The 20,533-nt window shown below is 74.1% G+C and carries 14 protein-coding genes; 5 read left to right on the plus strand and 9 right to left on the minus strand.

The genetic code is table 11. From position 1 onward, the window contains the following. Together VF092_19930 and VF092_19935 are read right to left on the minus strand one after the other, a co-directional pair. Positions 1-763: R2-like ligand-binding oxidase (locus VF092_19930; protein ID HEX6749575.1), on the minus strand; the 763-nt coding region annotated here is incomplete at its 3' end. Between the two features lie 314 nt (positions 764-1,077). Further along, positions 1,078-1,521: an SCP2 sterol-binding domain-containing protein gene (locus VF092_19935; GenBank protein HEX6749576.1), complete on the minus strand. Its 444-nt coding sequence runs from the start codon at positions 1,519-1,521 to the stop codon at positions 1,078-1,080. Between the two features lie 354 nt (positions 1,522-1,875). On the opposite strand from VF092_19935, the gene VF092_19940 reads away from it, so the two are divergent. Both VF092_19940 and VF092_19945 read left to right on the plus strand, forming a co-directional pair. Next, entirely contained in the window at positions 1,876-2,892 is a 1,017-nt protein-coding gene (locus tag VF092_19940) for a cytochrome b/b6 domain-containing protein (GenBank protein HEX6749577.1), read from the plus strand. Then, on the plus strand, positions 2,889-3,596 hold the full coding sequence (locus tag VF092_19945; protein HEX6749578.1) for a molybdopterin-dependent oxidoreductase: 708 nt from the start codon (positions 2,889-2,891) through the stop codon (positions 3,594-3,596). Before VF092_19940 ends, VF092_19945 begins: the two co-directional genes overlap by 4 nt. A 144-nt stretch (positions 3,597-3,740) precedes the next feature. Here the strand turns inward: VF092_19945 and VF092_19950 are convergent, their stop codons facing one another. The 7 genes from VF092_19950 to VF092_19980 form a co-directional block, all read right to left on the minus strand. Then, positions 3,741-8,087: an N-acetylmuramidase domain-containing protein gene (locus tag VF092_19950; protein HEX6749579.1), complete on the minus strand. Its 4,347-nt coding sequence runs from the start codon at positions 8,085-8,087 to the stop codon at positions 3,741-3,743. Between the two features lie 87 nt (positions 8,088-8,174). Further along, positions 8,175-11,909 carry a S8 family serine peptidase gene (locus tag VF092_19955; protein HEX6749580.1) on the minus strand — a complete coding sequence of 1,245 codons (3,735 nt, stop codon included), beginning with the start codon at positions 11,907-11,909 and terminating at the stop codon, positions 8,175-8,177. A gap of 181 nt (positions 11,910-12,090) precedes the next feature. Continuing rightward, positions 12,091-12,588, minus strand: coding sequence for a hypothetical protein (locus VF092_19960; protein ID HEX6749581.1), 498 nt, complete (start codon positions 12,586-12,588; stop codon positions 12,091-12,093). A gap of 35 nt (positions 12,589-12,623) precedes the next feature. After that, positions 12,624-13,220 (minus strand): hypothetical protein, encoded by a 597-nt coding sequence (locus tag VF092_19965; GenBank protein ID HEX6749582.1) that lies wholly within the window; start codon positions 13,218-13,220, stop codon positions 12,624-12,626. Continuing rightward, complete coding sequence (locus tag VF092_19970; GenBank protein ID HEX6749583.1) at positions 13,217-13,756, minus strand: hypothetical protein; 540 nt, start codon at positions 13,754-13,756, stop codon at positions 13,217-13,219. The genes VF092_19965 and VF092_19970 overlap by 4 nt, the downstream gene beginning before the upstream one ends. Beyond that, entirely contained in the window at positions 13,740-14,744 is a 1,005-nt protein-coding gene (locus VF092_19975) for a hypothetical protein (protein ID HEX6749584.1), read from the minus strand. The genes VF092_19970 and VF092_19975 overlap by 17 nt, the downstream gene beginning before the upstream one ends. A gap of 393 nt (positions 14,745-15,137) precedes the next feature. Then, complete coding sequence (locus tag VF092_19980; protein HEX6749585.1) at positions 15,138-16,088, minus strand: BTAD domain-containing putative transcriptional regulator; 951 nt, start codon at positions 16,086-16,088, stop codon at positions 15,138-15,140. 410 nt (positions 16,089-16,498) lie between these two features. On the opposite strand from VF092_19980, the gene VF092_19985 reads away from it, so the two are divergent. From VF092_19985 to VF092_19995, 3 genes are all read left to right on the plus strand, one after another. Further along, positions 16,499-17,425 carry an alpha/beta hydrolase gene (locus tag VF092_19985; GenBank protein ID HEX6749586.1) on the plus strand — a complete coding sequence of 309 codons (927 nt, stop codon included), beginning with the start codon at positions 16,499-16,501 and terminating at the stop codon, positions 17,423-17,425. Continuing rightward, positions 17,403-19,517, plus strand: a complete 2,115-nt coding sequence (locus tag VF092_19990; protein ID HEX6749587.1) for a PEP-utilizing enzyme — start codon at positions 17,403-17,405, stop codon at positions 19,515-19,517. The genes VF092_19985 and VF092_19990 overlap by 23 nt, the downstream gene beginning before the upstream one ends. Positions 19,518-19,661: 144 nt before the next feature. After that, a complete protein-coding gene (locus VF092_19995; protein HEX6749588.1) occupies positions 19,662-20,246 on the plus strand; it encodes a dihydrofolate reductase family protein in 585 nt (194 codons plus the stop codon). Positions 20,247-20,533 lie beyond the last annotated feature (287 nt).

The following is a 20,533-nucleotide window of genomic DNA, read 5'->3' on the forward strand; positions in this document are numbered from 1 at the left end:
CGAACGGCGGCACGTCGTACGCGGCGAAGACCTCGGCCACGATCCCCAGCGCGGGCTGCAGCAGCTCGTTCAGCCGCGACTCGATCGCGTCCCAGACGGCGTCGCCGTGCTCGGCCAGGAGGCGGGAGAGGAGGTACACGCCGTACGCGATGTGGCGCGACTCGTCGCGGCGGATGTGGGCGATCACGCGCTGCATCCCGGGCATGATGCCGTTGCGCTGCAGCACCGCGTCGTAGGCGTGGTAGCCCGTCTCGGCCAGCACCCCCTCGACGATCATGTTGTAGGTGACGGACGCCGCGGCCTGCGCCGCCGGCGACGCGTCGTCGCGCAGCCGGTGCATCGCCGCGGGGAGCTCGTCGGCGAAGATGCGGAGCCAGCTGGGGCCGTGGTACCGCGAGAGGTCGCCGTGCTCCTCCGCGACCTCGTCCAGGAACCGGCGGAAGGACTCGACGTGCTTGGCCTCTTCCCAGAGGAAGGAGGTGAGGTACATCTCCTCCTCCAGCCGCCCCTCGCCGGCGACGACCATCATCAGCGGCAGGAGGTCCATCGTCACCGACTCCTCGCCGCCCTGGAAGAGCGCGGTCAGGCGCAGGATGACGTCCTTCTCGTCGTCGGCCAGCCGCCGCCAGTCGCGCGCGTCGTGCGACAGGTCGATTTCCGCCGGGTCCCACACGCCGAGCTTCTTCGCCTTCTGCCACAGCCGCATGGGCGGGCTGGCGAAGTCGAGTCCGGCGGGAGATGTGGATTGGAAGGCGGTCGGCATCGGCGGTTGGGGGGAGGGAGATTCGATAGCGTGTGGGATGAGATCCAAGTGCGAGAGTGCGAAGGTGCGCGAGTGCGAGAGTGCGAGAGTGCGAGAGTGCGAGAGTGCGAGAGTGCGAGAGTGCGAAAGTGCGTGAGTGCGCTTGCCGGGGCTGCATCCGTTCCGGGAGATGGGCATTGGCGCGGCCGCGGAGGGCCCCCTCTCCCCCGGCCCCTCTCCCCCGCTTCGCAGGGGCGAGGGGAGAACTCAGCGCGGCGGCGAGCTTCGGTGCGTCAAACGCTCCGTCTCACCGACGCACTCATGCACTGACGCACTCACGCACTGTCCGTCTCCGGAAACGTGCCGCCGACCGTCGCGGCGGCGTGCACCATGTCCTTCGCGGCCTGCGCGTACTTGGCGAGCGTGAACAGGTTGCCGCGGACCAGGCGCAGCTTCCCCTGCATCACCGCGGCGACGGGCTCGATCTCGCCGCGCAGGAGGCGCTTCCACGACGCGGGGTCGGCGCGGAAGACGAAGGGCGCGGTCGCCACCTCGTCGTCCGTCGCCATCCGCGAGCCGCGGCAGGCGCCCTGGTGCGCGTCGATCCAGATCGCGCGGTCGGACTCGACGCCCTGCGCCGGGTCGGCCGACATCGCCAGCACGATCGCTCCCTCCCACGTGGCGGCGGAGACGCGGTACGCCTCGCTGCGGTTCAGCGCCTCGCAGCAGGCGCGCGCCCATTCGTCCGTGAACACCTCCATCTGCCGTCCGATCTCCATCGCCGGGAAGAAGTTTCGCCACTCAGGCCGCCGGAACGGTAGTGTTCACGCGGAGACGGGGCAACGCCAAAGGCCGCCGCCGGCTGCCGGGCGAATGAATTCACGGCAACAAGGGCACAAAGTCCCTGCGGGACTGCCGGAGGAGCATCCAGCAGCACCGATCACATCCAGGGGTGCGCCGATCTTTCTCTCCATCCGGATGTCCGCCCCGCAGTCGCGCAGCGACTTTGTGCGGTTGCCGTGAATTCATTCGCCCGTGTAACCTGGCGAGCGTGCGCGCCATCACATCCCGACGAGCACCTCCGCGCACCCACCGCGCCGGGCCGGGCATCCTCATCCCCAATCGTCATCTCCATGGATCACGCCGCGCCGCACCCCGAGCACGCGCCGGAACCGAAGCGCCACCACTGGATCGTGCGCGCCACGCACTGGGTGAACGTGGTGGCGCTCACGCTCATGATCGGCAGCGGGCTGCGCATCTTCAACGCCTATCCCATGTTCGCGCGCAAGGGCGAGTCCTTCTGCTGCTGGCCGTGGGAGGGGACGGCCATTCCGCCGTGGCTGACCTTCGGCGGATGGCTGGCCGGCGCGCGCAACTGGCACTTCGCGATGATGTGGGTGCTGGCCGTCAACGGCGCCGTCTACCTGGCGTTCATCTGGCTGCACGGCGAGTGGCGCGACCTCGTCCCCCGCCGCGGCGATCCGCGCGACGCGTGGGAGATGATCAAGTTCTACCTCTTCGTCCGGAAGACGCACCCGCGCCAGGGCAAGCACAACGCGCTGCAGAAGGGCGTCTACTTCGCGCTCCCCTGGCTCGGCGTGCTGGCGGTGCTCACCGGGTTGGCGATCTGGAAGCCCGTCCAGTTGGCGCCGCTGACGAACCTGTTCGGCGGCTACGTCTGGGCGCGCTACTGGCACTTCGTGGTGATGCTGGCGCTGGTGCTGCTGGGGCTCGGCCACGTCTTCATGGTCTTCGCCGTCGATCCGCAGTCGCTCGTCGCCATGGTCACCGGCCGCTACGACGAGTCCCGCTCGCCCGAGGCGCTGAACGCGCGCCCCTTCCTGCGCCGCAAACCCATGCCCGCGCTCAAGATCGCGCGTCCGCCCGCGCCGTCTCGATCTCCAGACATGGCTAAAGGAGATGGAGATCGGGTAGCTGCCGCGTCATCTGCGCAAGCGGCAGCGGGTGATGGAGGTGCGGGAGATCGGGTGCGCGGAGATGCTCCGGATGCATCCAGCGCACTCACGGCGTCGGGGGATGGAGATGCTGAACCCGCCGCGATCCCGGTCCCGGACGAGGATGGCGACGCGGCGCGCGGTGATTCGGCGGAGATGGATGCGCCGGAGAGCGGAAAGGAGGCGGGGCGATGATGGACCGGCGGCGGTTCCTGACGCTGGGCGGCCTGTCGGCGGCGGCGCTGATCGCGGAGGCGTGCGACTCGCGCGGGCCGAAGAGCGCGCAGAAGCTCCTGCGCTGGGCGGAGCGGGAGAACGAGGGGGTGGAGCGCTTCCTCTTCCGCCACACGTCGATGGACCATGCGGCCAGCGCGCGCAACGCGGGCCGGCGGATGCCGTCCTACTACATCTCCGACAAACCGCCGGTGTGGGACGAGGCGGCGCGCGGCGCGTGGGCGCTGGAGGTGACGGGCGCCGTCGCGCGGCCGCTGCGGCTGACGCTGCGCGACCTGGCGCGGCTGCCGCACCTCACGCAGCGCATCAACCACTACTGCGTGGAGGGCTGGACCGCGGCGACGACGTTCACCGGCGTGCGGGTGAGCCACCTCGCGCAGCTCGCGGGGATCAGGCCCGACGCGCAGTACGTCGACTTCCAGAGCTTCGACAGCGGCTACCACGAGAGCTGGGACCTGGAGAGCGCCATGCACCCGCAGACGCTCGTCGCCTTCGCGCGCGAGGGCCGCTTCCTGGATCCGTGGTACGGCGCCCCCGCCCGCGTCCATTCGCCCGTGAAGCTGGGCTACAAGAACACCAAGTACCTGACGAAGGTCGTCTTCCTCCCCCACCGCAACGGCGGCTACTGGAGCGACAAGGGATACGAGTGGTACGGGGGGACGTGATCGCCTTCCGCTCGTCCGCCATCGGGACGCGGTTCCGCCGCCGTTCCCGGTTCCCTGCAGCACATCGCTCGTGAACGGAAGCACGGCGGCGCCGGTGAGACACCGGCGCCGCCGTGCTTCGTCACGCCCCCGTTCCACCCACGCTCACGGCGCTGCCGGGGCGGCGGCGCGCGGGACGCGGGCGTGGGGGAGCGGCGCGGAGACGTCGGCCAGCAGGCGCCACCCGTAGCGCCGCGGCATGCGCGTGTGGCCCACGCCGGTCGCCTCCACCCGGTACCAGGCGGGGAGGTCGAACGGGGCGAAGGTGGCGGCGCGGAGCGCGTGGACCAGCGCCCGGTGCGCGATCAGGCTGTTCAGCTGCGTGTCGGTGTTGGGGATGAACTGCACGCGCAGCCCGCCACCCCGCTCACGCATGTACGCCTCGGCCGCGGCCTGCGGCTGCCCCGCCACCGCCGCCGCGTCGGCCGCGATGTGGCGGCGCGCCCAGTCGATCAGCGCGCCGGCGGGGCCGTACAGCGCGTCGTAGGCGAACACCTCGTGCGGGTCGTTGTGGCGCAGCACCCGCATCAGCGCCGCGCCGCCGCCCGAGTGCGCGGTGTAGATCAGCCGCCGCACCGCCGGCACCGCGGCGCCCGTGGCCCGCGCGAACTCGGCCAGCCCCGCCGCCACCAGGTCGCGCATCCCCGTGGCGGTCACCAGCTCGGGGAAATCGAAGGCGTTCTTGTACTTCCCCCCGAAGTAGCGGCCGCGCGGGAGCAGCCCGACGGTGGGGAGCCGGCGCCCCGGGGTGGGGTCGGCCCGGTCGTCGGGATTGCTCCAGTCGAGGCCGCAGATCGGCTCCATGTCGCGCGGGAGCGTCATCCGCGTGGCGTGCGCGTCGTAGCCGTGCAGGTGCACCACCACGTCCACCGCCGGGGGCGGCGCGGTCATGTCGTTCCAGCGCACCACCAGGTCCGGCGCGGCGCCCCCGTGCGGCGCCAGCAGCGGCAGCGTGGCCACTTCGCTGCGCCCGGCGGCGATCGCCGCACGCGCCGCGGCGCCGCGCACGGCCCCGGCCGCCGCGCCGATCCCCGCGCCCACCGACACGGCCGGCGCGGGCGGCGCGTCTTCGCCCACCGACTCGGACGGCTGCGGAAGGAACCACGCGCCCGTCGCGGGCTCGGGCGGGTCCGCCGGGCTCCCCAGCAGGATCATGGCCTGATCGTAGGCGTTGCGCAGCCTGGTGGAATAGTCGTCCACCTGGCCGCTGCCGTTGTAGCCGCGCGCGAATGCCCGCCAGTCACGCGCGCGCAGGTCGCGCAGCAGGTCGCCGCGCCGCGCTCCGTGGCCGAACTTGAACTGGCAGAAGTCGAAGAAGCCCAGCACCTGCCAGCGCTCGTCCTGCCCCTGGAAGGCGTTGTACATGTCGGTGGGCGTGGCGTAGCCGATCATCCGGTAGTTGGAGACCAGGATCTGCGGCCCGCCGATGCTGATGCACTGGGCCGCCGTGTCGAACCCCGCCAGCCCCGCGGCGAAGTTCAGCACGCGGTACTCCCGGTCCTGCCTGCCGTGGAAGGTGCCGAAGGCGCCGCTCACCCCTTCGCGCCAGCGGTGGTTCTCCCACCGCTTTCCCGACACCCCCGCGCGGCCGCCGTGCTGGAAGTGCGCGTCGTAGTCGGCCGCGTGCGCGCTTCCCCATCCATCCCAGAACAGGTGGTTCTCGAAGCGGATGATGGCCGCGCCCGGCGTGTGGGCGCGCCCGGCGCTCTCCACGTACCACACCGCCAGCGCGGCGGCCGCGGGCGTGCCCGTCTCGGCCGCCACGGCCCCCAGCAGCCCGCCCACGTGGTTGCAGACGTCGCACAGCGCGCGGCGCAGCGCCGGCCACCCGGGGTCGGGGGTGATGGGCGTGGCGGGCGCCAGCGCCGTGGTGGTCAGGTGGGGGATGTCCTTGAAGTACATTCCCACGTTCACGCGCTTCGTCCATCCCAGGTCCGCCCGGTTCGCGTCGGCCAGCTGCACGTAGCCGCCCTGCAGCCCGGTCTGGTAGGCGCGCGTCCACTGCGGGATGCGGCCGCCGGTGGGCGCGAACCCGGGCGGGCCGCCGCGCGTCCGCGCGTCGGGGTCCAGCACCGTGAAGGGCGGCCAGGGGAGCGCGTTCTCGGCCGGGTCGGCGTCCCACCGCTCGTCGGCCACGGGGGCGGGCTCCAGCAGCGACCCCGCGCCCTCCGCGGCCGCCCACGCCTCGTGGGCGCCTTCGCCGTGGGTGCCGGGCGGGCAGCCGCACGCCTCGTCGTCCTCGCTCCACGCCACCTCGGCGGCTTCCAGCGCGGCGACGGCGGCCTCGTCGTCCTCCTCCGCCTCCCGCGCGGGCTCGCCGCCGCCGGCGGGCGGGCGGTGCTCCCAGTGCCACGGCTCGTCGATGGCGGTGTTCTGGTGGAAGTTGAAGCGCGCCGCGTGGGCGGTCATCCACCCGAAGAACCACGACGCGCGCAGGGCCTCGCGCCCCGCCGCGCCCTCCCGGGGGTGGCGCACGCCGCCTTCCACGCAGAACAGGTCGCCGGCGCGCCCGTCGTTGTGCAGGCTGAACCCCGGCGCGGCGATCCACTGCCCCACGTAGCGCGCCGTGTAGCGCACCGCCGCGTCGCCGTGCTCGCCGCCCTCGAGCGTCAGCCGGTGCTCGCGGGTCCGGGCGTAGTACCTGGGGAAGTACTTCTGCCACAGGCCGAACTGCCGGCTGGCCGAGCGGTAGCCGCTGGCGATCCCCACGCGCGACACGGCGGCCGCGCGCGCGTCGCCCGCGGCGGCCTGGCGGGCGCGCTCGGCGCGGCAGTCGGCGAACAGCGCGCGCAGGTCGGTGGCCGCGGCGGCGCGCAGGGTCACGTCGCCCTCCACCTCGGCGCGCTCGGAGCGCGGCACGTCGCCGATGAAGGTGCGGCGCGAGGCGGAGGCGGCCACGTGCCGGTCGTACACGGCGCGCATGAAGGCCAGCTGCTCGCCGGTCGCCCCGTCCCACGCCAGGCCGGTGGAGGGGATGCTTTCTTCGTCCTCGGCCACCGCCTCGAGCCCGCATTCGGCCGGGGCGGACTCGTCGTCTTCCGCCCCGCTCCAGGCGGACTCGCCACCCGGGGTGGCACCGGCCGCGGTCGCCGCGGCCGCCGCGCCGGCCACCGCGCCGGCGGCCATGGCCGCGGCGGTGGAGGCCGCGAGCGCGGCCGTGGCGGCACCGGTCCCCATGGTCGCGGGGGGACGATGCTCCCAGTGCCAGGGCTCGTCGATGGCGGTGTTCTGGAAGAAGTGGAAGCGCGCCGCGTTGGTGGTCATCCACTCCCACATCCACGAGCGGCGCCACGCCGCACGGTTGGCGGCGCCGCTGCTGGCGCCCATCGCCGTGCCGCCCTCGGTGGTGGTGAAGTCGATGGCGCGCCCGTCGTTGTGCAGGCTGAACCCCGGCGCGCCCAGCCACCCGCCGATGTAGCGGGCCAGGTACGCGGCCGCCTCGGCGCCGTGCTCGCCGCCCGGCTTGCCGGCGCGCTCCGACGCGGTGCGGTTGTAGTACATCGGGAAGTTGCCCTGCCACGCGGCCAACTGCTGGCTGGCCGAGCGGTACGCGCTGACCACGCCGATGGCGCTCACCCGGCGGGCGCGCGCGTCGCCGGCGTCGTTCCGGCGCTGCAGCTCGGCGCGGCACTCGGCCAGCAGGCCGCGGCAGTCGGCGGCCGCGGCCGAGCGGGCGCGGTGGCCGCCCTCGATGGTCCCCAGCTCCACCCCCGGCACGTCGGCCACGAAGCGGCGGCGCGCGGACGAATTGGCCACGTGGCGGCGATAGACTTCGCGCATGAAGGCCAGCTGCTCGGCCGTCGATCCCGGCCAGCCCAGCCGCTCGGGGGGGAACGGCTCGTCTTCGGCCGCGCTGTCGTCCTCGGTGTCGCGCCCGTCGTCTTCCACCGCCGCCCACGCCTCGGCGCCCGCGCCGGCGCCGCGGAGACGGAGGACCACGGTGTCGCGGTCCATCCGCCCCTCGGGCCCCGCGACGCGGCGGGCGTAGCCGTCGCCGCTGGCGTGGGCGAAGGCGCCGCCCTCCACCACGTGCACGTACAGCCCGCCGCCCCCGCGCGTCTCGGGCGTCAGCCCCTCGTCCGCCAGCGCCTCGCCGGGCACGGCGCCGCGGGGGCCCACCACGGCCAGGTGCGCCGCGCCCTCGCCGGGCGCGGCGCGCACCACCAGGTCGCCGGGGCGCAGCTCGCCGGGATCCACCGGCTCGCCGGGGCCGGCCACCAGCTCGAAGGTGGCCTCGAGGGCGCGGCGGGCGGCGGGGTCGTGGCCGCCCGCGAAGGCGTCGAAGAGCGCGGCGGGGGTGGGCGGCGGGGCGGCGCGATCCAGGTCTTCGCCGGGGCCCGCCGGGCCCAGCACCGCCTCCAGCAGCGCGCCGGAGATGCGGCCGCGCCCGCCCGTCACCCACGCGTCGGCGGCCTCCAGCACTCCCCCGCTCCCGGCCAGCAGCGTGCTCATGGCTGTGCCCTTTCACCGTTCAGGTTGGTCGCGCCCGCGTCCCCGTCTCGAATCCTTGGAACCGGCCCGGTGCCGCCCGATCGCCCTTCACGGGCGGATGCGCTTGATCATCTCGGCGGTGGCGGCGTTCACGCGCGCGTGGCTGGCGGCGCGCGGGCGCGATCCCCCGAAAAAGTGCTCGTGGAACACCATCAGCGCCTTCTCCGTGGGCGCGTCGAACACGCCGGTGCCGGGGCACCAGTAGCCCGTGTCGCGCAGGTCCTGCTGCAGCTCGGCGATCACCCCGGAGGGAATCGCCGGCCGCCGGGCGCCGCCGTACACCTGACTCGCGTCGTTGTCGCCGCGCCGCAGCGCGGGGAGCGCGGGGGTGGCGGCGAAGTAGCCCTGATAGTCGCCGGCCCCCAGCGTCCGCGTGGCGTTCGGGATCAGGCCGATCCCGAGCGCCTCGACCTGCGGCCAGTCGAACTCCACGCCCGGATCGGTCGACTTCCGTCCCAGCTGCCGCGGGGTGGTGGACATGCACCCCTTCGACGGGCAGGTGGCGATGTCGGAGTGCCCCACCACGCTGCGCGCGGCGATGGTCGTAAAGCCGGCGCGGATGCGCTGCAGCAGGTCGAGCACGGCCGTCATCTGCGCGGCCGGATAGGGCCCGGTGGCGTTCACGATCTCGATCCCCACCGAGAACTCGTTCACGCTGTCGCGCCCGCCCCAGTGGCTGGTTCCCGCGTGGAAGGCGGTGTCGCTCTCGTGCACCATCTTCACGATCTGCCCGTCCACGTCCACCACGTAGTGCGCCGAGTTGCCGTGCGCGGCCAGGAAGGTGTTGATGGCGCTGGACGCCTGCGATCCGGCCGTGTGATGCACGACGATCGTGTCGAGCACCGCCGGATCGCCGCGGCGCACGTGCAGGTTGGGCGACTGCATCCACACCGGCTGCACCCGCGCGCGCACCACGCCGCCCACCAGGGTGGCCGTGCCGCCGGTGGTGGCCGCCACGGCGGTCACCCGTTCGCTCACCACCGTCACGTCCACCAGCAGGGACCGCCAGATCCGCCGGGGGCGCGGTGTGGACGAGGCGGTGGCGGGGCCCACCGGCGAGTCGTCCACGATCGGCGCGCTGACGAGCAGCAGGTGCGATCCGTCGGGCACGCCCGCCAGCGAGAGCGTCGCTCGCCCGGTACTTCCCGTGATCGCCGAGGGAGCACCGGGCGTGAAGGGGAGCGTGACCGTGCACCCGTCAATCGCCTCGGAGACGATGCGGGTGCGCACGTCCACGTCCACCGTGTGCGCCGTCTCCACCGGCGGCGCGAACACGCGGGGCACGGCCACGGCGGGGGATGGAGACAGGACCGTCGGCGATCCGCCGGATGCTTCCGCGCCCTCGAACGAGATCGTGATCCCCCGCAGCCGCGGGCGCACCACGACCTGGTCGCGCGGCGAGCGGCCCCGGTCGTCGAGCAGCCGCCGGTGGAAGCCGTTGGCGCGGACGTGGGGGCGCGGGCCCCCCTCGATCACCGCCACGAACCACCCGCCGCACCCGCACTCCGGCACCCCGCCCGCCGCCAGCACGTCCATCCGCGGCGCCGGCGGCGCGGCCAGCACGGCCGCGTGCGCCACCGGCTCGCCGGGCGCGCGGCGCACCAGCAGGTCGCCGGGGCGCGGCTCGAGGGCCGGCGCCGCGCCGGGGAGCGCCACCACGTCGAAGGCCGACGCCAGCGGCCCTCCCCCGCCGCCCAGCAGCGCGTCGAAGAGCGCCGCGGGCGATGGGGGCGCGCCGCCCACGGCCTCGGCCGCGCCGGGAACCCCCGCCAGCGCCGCGCCGATCACCGCGCCCGGCCGCGCCGCCCGCCCCGACACCACGAGCGCCTCCGCCGCGTCGGCGAATGCGTCGGCCGTCATCCCGCCGTCGCCCCATCCCTCGTCGCCCGCGCTCCACGCCGCGGCATCGGCCGGCGCGTAGGCGGCCTCGGACTCGAGGCCGCAGGGGACCGCTTCGTCATGGATCCACACCTCGGCCTCCTCGCGCGTGCGTGGACGGGAGCGCGCGGGAGCGGCCCGCGCGGGACGTGCGCCGGGGCGCAGCGCGCCGTGCTCGCGCGCCGCGCGCACCGCCGCGGCCGAATCCAGGTAGCCGCTGCCGATCCGCGACCGTTCCGCCCGCCGCTCGGGGGGCGCGGGCGCCGTCGTGGTGAGCAGCAGGCGGCGCGTCTCGTGGATCTCCAGGGGGCGCCCCGCGGCCTCGAACATCAGCGCCACGGTGCCGGTCACGTGCGGGGCCGCCATGCTGGTGCCCGACTTGCGCGTGAGCAGCGGCGCCGCGCCCTCGCGCGGCGCCGAGCGCGCGGCCAGGATCGACACGCCGGGCGCCACGAGGTCGGGCTTCTGCCGCCCGTCGCGCGTGGGCCCCGCGCTGCTGAAGCGCCCCAGCTCGCCGGTGGGCGACCCCGCGTCGTACGCGCCCACCGCCAGGGTGTGGAAGGGGCCGCAGATGCTTCCCGTGGTGGTGGCCCGCACCGCCGTGTCGGGGCGGAAGCGCGACTGGCACCCGGCGCAGGCGGCGTCGCGCTCCACCCACGCGTGCCAGCGGCCGTCCACCACGTCTTCCCCGGTGACCGCCACGCGCCAGGTTCCCGCCGGCGCGCGCGCGTCGAGGAAGACGTTCACCAGGTGGTCGAGGTTGTTGGGATCGTTCGCCCGGTGGTAGACGCGGCCGACCACGCGTTGCCCGGCGGAGAGGTCGCGCTGCTCGCCCTGCCGCACCGGGCCCGACCGTGTCCCGTCCGGGGCGACGACCTCGGCGACCAGCCGGTCGCGGGTGGGATACCACAGCTCCAGCTCGTTGGGGGTGACGTCGCCCTCCTCCACCTGCCACTCGAGGGTCTGCGTCTCGCCCGGCCGGAGCTCGCCCGTGGTGTGCGCCGCCGCGTCGTGGTAGTTGCCGGCGGACTGCACGATGGCGCAGCCGGGCTCCGCCAGCGCCGCGTCGAGCCCCTGCTCCACCAGGGTCAGGCCGTCGTGCGGGCCGGCGTGGCGGCCCATGCTCAGGTTGAGCACCCACGGCTTTCCCGCGGCGGTGCGGCGCACGAAGTCCACCGCCTCGAGCAGGGTCACCGAGTCGCCCAGGGTGCCGCTGCCGTCGGCGCCGCTGGTGTCCATGTGCACCAGCACCAGCCCGGCCTCGGGCGCCACGCCCACGGGCCCGCCGCCGCGCCCGTTCCCGGCGGCGATCCCCAGCACGTGCGTCCCGTGCGTGCCGGTGCCGCCCGAGTCGGCGTCGGCCGGGTGGTACCCCAGCGCGGCGTACGGATCGGACGAGCGCAGGGCGCGGTCGATGGCCTCGCGCGTGTGCACCACCCCGTAGCCGTACGGCTGGGGCGGGGCGGCGCCGGGCCGCGAGCGCTGGTCCCACAGCGCGGCCACGCGCGTGCTCCCGTCGGCGTTGCGGAAGTCCGGGTGCGCGAAGTCGAAGCCCCAGTCGCCCACGGCCACGATCGTTCCGCGCCCCGTCTCGGGAACGTCGGGGCGCCGCGGCCCGCCGCCCTCGGCCTCGTCGTCGTCGTCGCCGCCCGTGTCGCGGTGCCGCCGCTCGCGGCGGGGACGCTCCGGGCCCACGGGCGACGCGGCCTTCAGCGAGCCGACGCCCTCCTCCTCGCGCACGCGGGGGATCTGCCCGCGCGGCAGGCGCACCGTGGCGATGTCGCCGAAGCGGGCCACCTGCCGCACGCCGGGCGGCAGCGGCGCGCCGCCCCGCAGCCGGAGGATGGCGGGAACCTCGTCGGTCGCCTCGCCCGCGCGCAGCAGCTCCCACAGCCGTGGATCCATGAGGGACACGGGTTGAGGGTGGAGGAACGCGCGGCGGCGGCCCCGCGGGGGCGCCGCCGCGGCTCAGGCCGGGAAGGATCACCGCCCCGGGACGCGCGCCGCGTCGTCGGCCCGGAGCGGCCCGTAGCGCGCGCGGCCGGCCAGCCGCCGCGCCACGGAAAGGAGCCGGTGCAGCACCCGGCTAAGGAGCCGGATCGGACCCGGCCGCCTTCGCCATCTTCGGCGCGGAAATCTTCTGCGCCGGCTCGGCGGCCAGAACCACGGGGGGGCTTTTGACCTCCTCCAGTCTGGCCACCACCAGCGTCACGTCGGCTCCCGGCGCGGCCTCGCTGAACGGCGCCGGGTCCTGCGCGAGCACCACCTCCAGCGGCTCCGCGCGCGTCCACAGGTCCTGCCGCACGGCGTGGAAGCCGGCCGCCGACACCTGGATCGATGCCTGCTCGAAGGTGGTGAGCGGCGCCACCAGCGGCACCGCGGGCGGGGGTGGCGGCGGCGGCGGCGGCGCCGGGCGGGAGGCCAGCTCGTCGCGCGCCAGCTTCTGCACCAGGATCAGCGACAGGAGCATGTTCTGCTGGGCGACCAGGCTCCCCAGCAGGGCGATGCGGTTGGCGGCCGCCTCGTCGGTCACCCCCTCGTTCTGCGCCACCACCCGGTCCACCAGGAAGTTGTAGAGGTCCATCTCGTTCGCTCCCTCCGGTTGAGATGTCCCCGCGGCTACTTCTTGGTGAGCAGCAGGAGGAAGAGCAGCGAGTTGTCGCCGCCCAGCCCGCCGCCCGAGTCACCGCCGCCGCCCAGGCCGCCCAGCAGCACCAGCGGCAGCAGGAAGTCGTTCTGGTCCACCACCTTCAGCTCGGTGACGCCGTCCGCGGCGAACACCTTGGGCGGCTTGGTCAGCAGCAGCTGCAGCACGGCGAAGTCGCGGGCCTTCTTCGTCTCGTTCTTCAGCTGCGTGCCCTCCTTCTTCCGCTCGGCCACCTCCTTGCGGAGGGCCGTGCCCTGCGCGGCCTGCTCGCTGGAGAGGGTGTTCACGCGGGCGTTCACCGTCTTGATCCCCTCGGAGTTGGCCTTCACGTCGGCGCTCACCCGGGCCAGCGCGGCCTGCAGCTGGGGCTGCGTGACGTACTTGGTGGACCCCGCGGGGGGGCGCGGGCGGTAGTAGCCGCCGCCCCTGCCGGTCTTCACGTTGCGCCGGAAGCGCACGCCCGTGCGGCCGTTGCGCCTGGCCTCGTCGTCGGCCTCGTCGTCCTCGAAGAAGAACGTCTCGTCGTCTTCCAGGTCGAGGGCTTCGATGGCGTCGTAGAGGTCGCTCATGCCGGTCTCCTTTCGGGTTGTGGGTCGTGCCGTGCGCCAGGGGCGCCGGGGCCCCCCGCGTCACCGCGGCGGGTGCCTCCCCGCGGCTGGAGGTGCTTCAACGCGGGCGCCACGTACCGGGCGAACTCGTCGCCGTCGGGCACCATGGTTCCGGGCGTGCCGTGGCCGCCGCACACCGCGCAGCGGGGGTCTTCGCCCCAGCACAGGTAGCAGGCGCCCAGGGCGGCGGCGAGCGCGTCGGAGCGCTCGCGCAGCGCCATCAGCTCGTCGCGCAGCTCGCGCAGCCGGCGGCGCGCGGCGCGCTCGCGGGCACGGGCCTGCGGGTCGGGCGCGGGCGCGGCGGGCTCGTCGTCTTCTTCGTCGGGGGCGTCGTGCCGCTCGATGATCTGGCGGACGATCAGCCCCTTCAGCGGGTCGTCGCCGGCCAGCTGGGCCACCATCTCGTCGGTGCTGGGGAGGGAGCCCGGCTCGGGGCCGCCGGCGGCCAGCTGCAGCAGCAGGCTGTCCAGCGCGCCCGTGTCAGCCGTAGACGGCATCGTACGCTCCTTCCAGGTCGCTCTCGTACAGGTCCTCGAGCTCGGCCTCGTCGTACATCGACTCCAGGTCGTCCTCGCCCCAGTCCTCATCGTCCTCCTGCCAGTCCTCGTCGTCTTCGCCGTAGTCCTCGTCGTCGGCCTCGCCGTACGCCGCTTCCATCGCCTCGGCGCGGGCCAGGTGGTGCAGGAGGGCGGCGGCGCGCTCCTCGGGCACGGCGGGGTCCACCATCGGGGCGCCGCCGGGGCCGGCCAGGTAGGCGGGATAGTCCTCGCCGCTGCCGTTGCCGCCGTCGCCGCCGCCGTCGCCGCCGGGGTCGGCCGCGGGGAGCTCGGCGCCGGCCTGGCCGGCCAGCACCCCGATCAGGTTGGCGAAGGCGCCCACCGGCACCGGCGTGTCGCCCACGGGCACCTCGCCGCGCCCGGCGTTGCCCAGCGCCATGGCCAGCAGCGCCTGCAGCGTCTCGGGGCGGAAGAGCGTCTGCAGCAGCTGGTTGGCGGCCGGCGCGCCGGCGGGCACCGGCGCGGGGGTGGCGGCGGGCACCGCCGGCCGCGCCACGGCGGCCGGAGCCGCGGGACGCGGCGGGGCCGCGATGCGCGGCGCCATCACCTGCTGCGGCCGGGGCTGCACACGCGGGCGGCGGGGCGGCGGGGCCGGGCGGACGCCGCCGGGCTGGGGCTGCACGGCGCCGGCGATGGCGCCGCCGGCCAGCCGCCCGGCCATTCCGCCCAGCGCGGCGCCCGCGGGCCCGCCGAACGCCGTGCCCACCACGGTGCCCACGGCGGGGAGCACCGTGGGAAGCGCGCCGGCGATGCCGCGGCCGATCTGCCCCAGCGTGCTCATGAAGTCTTCGATGTCCTCGGGCGACATCCCGGATCGCACGAGCACCTGCTCGAGCTGCTCGGGGGGGAGGGCGGCATAGTCTTCCGCCAGCACGCCGCGGAGGTTCTCGTACGGGTCGCCTTCGGACCACCTGCCGTAGCTGCCCATGACGCTCTCCTTCCGGGTGGTGGGGGCCTGCCGCGGCACGCCGCTTCCGGCTGCCCCCGGCTCCGTGCGCCCCGCCGCGCTGGGCGGGGAGACGCCGGTGCACGCGCGCAGGTCCGGGCCGCCGCGCGCGCATCCTCGGACGGGCAATGTGGACGCGCGGCTCACCGCCGGCTCACCGGTTCATCACCGTTCCATCACCGCGCGTCGAAATCCGCGATCCGTCATGTCCGCGCGGGCGAGGAATCCGGCGCGGAGCGCGGCGGAGGGCGGGGGGGCGGGGGATGCAAACGCACGAAACCGCCCCTGCGGCGGGCCCGCGGGGCGGTTTCGATTCGACGACGGCGGGAGCGCGGACTCGGCTGATTCTGGCGACGCCCCCCCTTGCGGTGCTCGCTACCGCGCGGCTCCGTCGTACGCGGGGGCGGCGGGGACGAGCTGCTCCACCAGCTCGATCGTACGCGCCAGCTCGCCGCGCGCGGTTTCGAAGTTGATCCACGCGTCGTGCAGCCGCAGCAGCGCCTCGCGCGAGTCGCCGTTCGCGCCGGCGATGGAGATGGGAATGGCTGCCGCGGGCGGAGAGGGTACCGGGCCGCCGGCCAGGGAGCGGAAGAGCGCGGTGGTCTCGGGAGCGGGGTCGACACCCAGCTCCTGGCGCAGCACCTCGCGGCAGCGGCGGTATTGCAGCACGGCCAGCGCGCGGCACCCCGCGGCGGCGTACGCGCGCATCAGCTCGCGGTGGACGTCTTCGCGCAGCGGGTCGCCGCGCAGCATGCGCTCGCCCCACGCGGCGCAGCGCTCCCACTGCCCGCGCTGCGCCAGCGCGCGCATCAGGTGCCACGCGCCGTCGTGGTACAGGTGGCGGAAGCGGTCGCGCTCGCGCTGCGCCCACTCCTGGTACATCCCCTCCAGCAGCTCGCCGGCGTACAGCTCCAGCGCCCGCTCCAGCGCGTCGGCCGCGGCCGGCGTGAGGGCGTGCGGCGGGCACGAGAGCGCGGCGCGCACGCACCCCTCCAGCTCGGTGGCGTCCACGAGGCACGCCTCGCCCCCGTTGAAGGCCACCTCGCCCGAGGGCGCCACCACGATCCAGCTTTCACCCGTGCCGTCCACCGGCCCCAGCGCCCGCCGCAGCCGCCAGAGCGCGGTGGCCAGGCAGGCGCGCGCCCGCTCTTCGGGTGAGTCGCCCCAGAACAGCGCCGCCAGCACATCGCGCGGGTGGCGCCGGTGGCGGTTCAGCACCAGGTACGAGAGCAGCGCCTGCGCCGCACGCGACAGCGGGATCTCGGCCGACCCCAGCTCGCGGGTCACACGGAAGCCTCCGAAGAGGTACACGTGGAGAATCGCCATGTCGGCACGATCGCCAGGGTGGCCGCGGGCAGAAGCCCGGCGCAAGCGACCAGCGGTAGGCCCCCCTGGGGCGCACGTCCCGGGCGGGGCGTGGGGGGCGAAGGGGGGATTCCTGTTCCGCATTCTTCACGCCATCAATGGGTGGCGAAAGGTTTCGAACGCGGACCTGCGACGGGGCGTCGGGACTGGCGGAATTCCGGGGATTTCATGCCTCGGATGGGGCGTGGCATCCGCCCACTTTCCGCCCCACCGCCGGCGGCCATGGGACAAAAAACGGTCCTCCCCCGAGCGCTCGTCATGATTGAATATCAGGGGGATGTCATTCCGGGGGGGCGGCCAGACCGATCCTGCGTCGGATTGCACGGTGCGGCGACGGCCTGCTGACGAGCGCGAACGATCACGATAGGTTCGTGTTGAAGCTCGACGGCGCCGGGATCTCACCACCCTGCCGGAAGACCTGCCATCGACACCCGCCGAAAAGCCGCTCCTGGCCCGAGATCCACGCGAATCCCCTCGTCGCCGGCGGGATGCGCGTGACGATCCCGCATTCCCCGGGAGCGGTGCCCCGCGTGATCTTTTTGGGCGGGAATGGCCACGCCGCCGCCCGGCTCGATGCCGCGCGCGGGGCCCTCGCCGAGCTCGCCGGATCGCGCGCGCGGCCGCCGTTCGAGATTCTCGACGTACCCTACCCGGGCTTCGAGGGGCGCCCGCGCGCGGGCAGCCTCGATGCGTTTCTCGCCGCGGTCGCGGAGCCGATCCGCGCGAGCGACGAGGGCGCCGGTGCCCCGCTCGTCTACGCGACGGGGATCGGCGGTCTCCTTGCGCTCTGCCTCCGCGCGCGCGGCGAGCTCGCCGGGGTCCCGCTCCTGTTGCAGGCGCCCGTGCTCTGGGGCCTCGCGCGCCGCCTGATGCCGCGCATGATGCGGATGGGGCTCGCGCAGGTCGCCCTGCGCCGCGCATTCGCGTCGCCGCTGTTCCAGGCGCGCTTCGCCCGCAAGCACTTCGGGGAGCCGCTTGCTCCAGCCATGCGGGCGCGCTTCTTCGAGGGCTACGCCCGGTGCGGCGCGCTCCCCGATTTCTTCGCGTGGCTCACGCCGGAACTGCTGCGGCGGCTGGAATCGGATTTCGAGGCGCGGCCGGAGGCGCTCCGGCAAATCACCGTCTGGTGGGGCGAGCGCGACACGATCGTGCCCGTGAGGGAGCTCGCGTGGACCGAGGCGGCGCTCGGCGTGACCTGGCCCGTGCGCCTTTTCCCAGCGTGGGGGCACTATCCGATGATCGACGATCCCATGGGCTGGGTGAGGGCTCTCTCCAATGTCGTGGAAACCGCTTCGTAGCTTCCGGGACGCGTCGATCCCGAAGCTCGATAACCTCCGCCGCGCGCAGGCCGCCGGCATCCGCGTCCCCCCGACGTTCTGGGTCCGCGCGGCCGGAGGCGCGTCGGCCGGGGCGCTCCCGCCGGAGATCGCGCGGGGGCCCTTCATCCTCCGTTCGGGGTCGCCCACGGAGGACACTCGCCACACCTCGAACGCGGGGCAGCTCCTCTCGCTCGTCGTGCGCGAGCCCGGCCGCTTCGTGCGATCCCTCGCGGAGGTCGTCGCCGCGCTCCCGAAAGACGCGGCCGGCGCCCCGCTCGGAGCCGTCTTCGCGCAGCCGCTGATCGAGGCTGCCGAAGCGGGCGTCGCGTTCTTCGACGGCTTCTACTACGAGCGTACGATCGCCGCCGGCGGCAACGAGCGCCTCACGTCCGGGCAGGCGCGCGGCGAGGTCACGCGCGGCCACCTCGCGCGCGGCGAGGCGTGGTCCGCGTGGCTGTCGTCGATCTACGAAGTCTTCGGCCGCGAGGCGCGCGGCGGCACCGAGGGCATCGACATCGAGTTCGCGCGCGACGAGGCCGGCTGGGTGCTCCTCCAGGTGCGCCCGGCGCTCTTCCCGATCACGCGCAACGAGACGCTGAGCCTCGCCAACCACAAGGAGGTCCTCGGCGACCCGCCGAGCCCGTGGATCGCCTCGGTGCTGGGCGCCTCGGGGCGCGAGGTCCTGTCGTTCTTCAGCGAGGTCGACCCGGCCGTCGCGCCGTGGCGCGACGCGTACGCGGTGGAAATCGGTGAGCGGGCGTGGATGAACTTCTCGTTCTTCTTCCGTCTCATGGACCACTGGGGCCTCCCGCGCGCCTTCGTGACGGAGGGCGTGGGCGGCGAAGGCGGGCTCGCCGAAGACCGGCGGGTGATCGCGCGGCGGTTTCTGCGCAAGGCGCCGAGGCTCCTGCTCCTCCAGTGGAAGTGCCTCCGCGCGGTGGCGGGCATCCGCCGCGCGCTCGCCGGGCTCGACCGGCGGATCGACGCGGCCGTATCGCTCCCGGATCTCTTCGCCGTCACCGTGTACGCGATGACGCTGGCGATCCGGACGAACTTCGCCATCAACAGCGTGCTGTCGGGCGCCACGCGCGTCCGCAGGGCGCTCGGAGTCCGCGGCGCGGCGCGCGTGGTCACGCAGGAGATGATGGAGCGATACGGCGCGCTCGCCTCGCTCCGGGCGGAGGCGCGCGAGGCCGGGCTCGACGCGTGGCTCGCCGAGTTCGGGCATCGCGGGCCGCTGGAGAGCGATCCGGCGCGGCCGCGCTTCGCCGAGATGCGCGAGGTGCTGCTGCGCGACCTCGCGGCGAGCGGCGAGGTGCCGGACGGGGATCTCCGTGCTAGGGAGAAGGCGGGCGCCCCCGCTCCCCCTGCGCGCGGCGGGCATCGGATCGTGCGGCCCCTGTACTGGATGGACGAGCGGCGCGAGTGGTTCCGGGACGAGCTCATGCGCCGCTGGCAGCGCCTCCGGGCGCGAATGCTGGAAGAAGGGCGCCGCCTCGAGTCAGCGGGAGCGATCGACGCGCCCGAAGACGTGTTCCTGCTCCGCGGCGCGGACCTCGCGCCCGGAGCCGACCTCCGCGCGGCTGCCCTCGCCGGTCGCGGGCGCATCGAGCGGGCGCGCCGGATGGACGTCCCGCTGACCGCGTCGCGCGAGCAGATCGAGCGGGCGTGCGCGGACGCCGAGCAGGCCGAGGCGAAGGCCACGGGCCGCCAGGTCTTTCCCGGCATCGCGCTCGCTCCGGTGGTCGTCGAAGGACGCGCGGTGAAGGCGGACGACCTCACCTCGCTGCTGATGAACTCCGCGGACGGCTCTCCGGGTCAGCCGCCGCTGCTGGGTCCCGACGCGATCCTCGTCGTCCCGGCGCTGGAGCCCTCGTGGGCCGTGGTGTTTCCGCGCGTCCTGGGCGTGGTGGCCGAGATCGGGGGCGAGCTGAGCCATGCGTCGATCCTGCTGCGCGAGGCGGGCCGCCCGGCGGTCGTCAACTGCGCGGGCATCTTCCGCGAGGTCCGCACGGGCGACCGCCTGCGCGTCGATGGCCTGCGCGCGCTCGTCGAGATTCTCCGCGACTGAGCGACGCATCAATCGAAACCTCCTCCCCGGCGACGATCTCCGGGAGGAGGTTTTTCGCTCGGTATCGATACCGTGTCGATTTCCGCTGGGCTCGTTCGACGCATCGATGAAGCAGCAGACATCGACCCTGGCCTGAGAGGCCTTATGAGCAGGAAGCTGATCGTCTCCGAGTTCGTGACCCTGGACGGCGTGATGCAGGCGCCCGGCGGCAAGGACGAGGACCGGGACGGAGGATTCGAGCACGGCGGATTGACGCTCCCCTTCTGGCACGACAACATCGGGAAGACCTTCGTCGAGCTGATGCAGGGGTGCGACGCGTTCCTCCTGGGCCGCCGCACGTATGTCACCCACGCCGAGGCGTTCGAGCCCCTACCGGCCGGCGATTTCTTCGGCGACCTGATGAACGCCCCGAAGAAGTACGTCGTCTCCAGCACGCTCGAGCAGCCCATCTGGCGCGACACTACCATCATCCGCGACAACGTGATCGAGTCGGTGCGCGCGCTGAAGGAGCAGCCCGGCGGCAACATCCTCACCGACGGCAGCAGCCAGCTCGTGCACGCGCTGCTGGAGCACGGCCTGGTCGACGAGCTGCACCTGCTCGTCTATCCCATCACGCTCGGCAGCGGCAAGCGGGTGCTGCCGGACGGCCTCAACACGACGTTCGAGCTGCTCTCCGCGACGCCGTATCCGACCGGCGTGGTCGGCCTGCACTACGCCGCGCGGCGGTAACGCATGCCGTATCCACGGAGCGACAGGGGGATACGGAGATTCGGGGAGATCGACTGCTCTCTGATACCGGATTCCAGGATCAACTGTGCATTGGACGAAGGAATGTCATTCCGAAGGCGCTGCGCCGCCCTGTCCTCCGTGCCAAAGCCGTGGCGCCTGAGGAATCTGTGGCCGGCTCCCGAGCCACAGGCCGTCTGTTGCTCGGACGCATGCCACAGATTCCTCGGGCGCCGCTTGGCATCAGCGCGATTGGAGGTTCGGAGCAGCGGCGCCGCTCGGAATGACAT

This window comes from Longimicrobium sp., from assembly GCA_036377595.1.
In the GTDB taxonomy this organism is placed as follows: Bacteria; Gemmatimonadota; Gemmatimonadetes; order Longimicrobiales; family Longimicrobiaceae; genus Longimicrobium.

Bases quoted from the DNA above. Each gene is read 5' to 3' on its own strand.
- VF092_19935 (HEX6749576.1), bottom strand. From the start codon at position 1,521: ATGGAGATCGGACGGCAGATGGAGGTGTTCACGGACGAATGGGCGCGC.
- VF092_19940 (HEX6749577.1), top strand. From the start codon at position 1,876: ATGGATCACGCCGCGCCGCACCCCGAGCACGCGCCGGAACCGAAGCGC.
- VF092_19945 (HEX6749578.1), top strand. From the start codon at position 2,889: ATGATGGACCGGCGGCGGTTCCTGACGCTGGGCGGCCTGTCGGCGGCG.
- VF092_19950 (HEX6749579.1), bottom strand. From the start codon at position 8,087: ATGAGCACGCTGCTGGCCGGGAGCGGGGGAGTGCTGGAGGCCGCCGAC.
- VF092_19955 (HEX6749580.1), bottom strand. From the start codon at position 11,909: ATGGATCCACGGCTGTGGGAGCTGCTGCGCGCGGGCGAGGCGACCGAC.
- VF092_19960 (HEX6749581.1), bottom strand. From the start codon at position 12,588: ATGGACCTCTACAACTTCCTGGTGGACCGGGTGGTGGCGCAGAACGAG.
- VF092_19965 (HEX6749582.1), bottom strand. From the start codon at position 13,220: ATGAGCGACCTCTACGACGCCATCGAAGCCCTCGACCTGGAAGACGAC.
- VF092_19970 (HEX6749583.1), bottom strand. From the start codon at position 13,756: ATGCCGTCTACGGCTGACACGGGCGCGCTGGACAGCCTGCTGCTGCAG.
- VF092_19975 (HEX6749584.1), bottom strand. From the start codon at position 14,744: ATGGGCAGCTACGGCAGGTGGTCCGAAGGCGACCCGTACGAGAACCTC.
- VF092_19980 (HEX6749585.1), bottom strand. From the start codon at position 16,088: ATGGCGATTCTCCACGTGTACCTCTTCGGAGGCTTCCGTGTGACCCGC.
- VF092_19990 (HEX6749587.1), top strand. From the start codon at position 17,403: ATGTCGTGGAAACCGCTTCGTAGCTTCCGGGACGCGTCGATCCCGAAG.
- VF092_19995 (HEX6749588.1), top strand. From the start codon at position 19,662: ATGAGCAGGAAGCTGATCGTCTCCGAGTTCGTGACCCTGGACGGCGTG.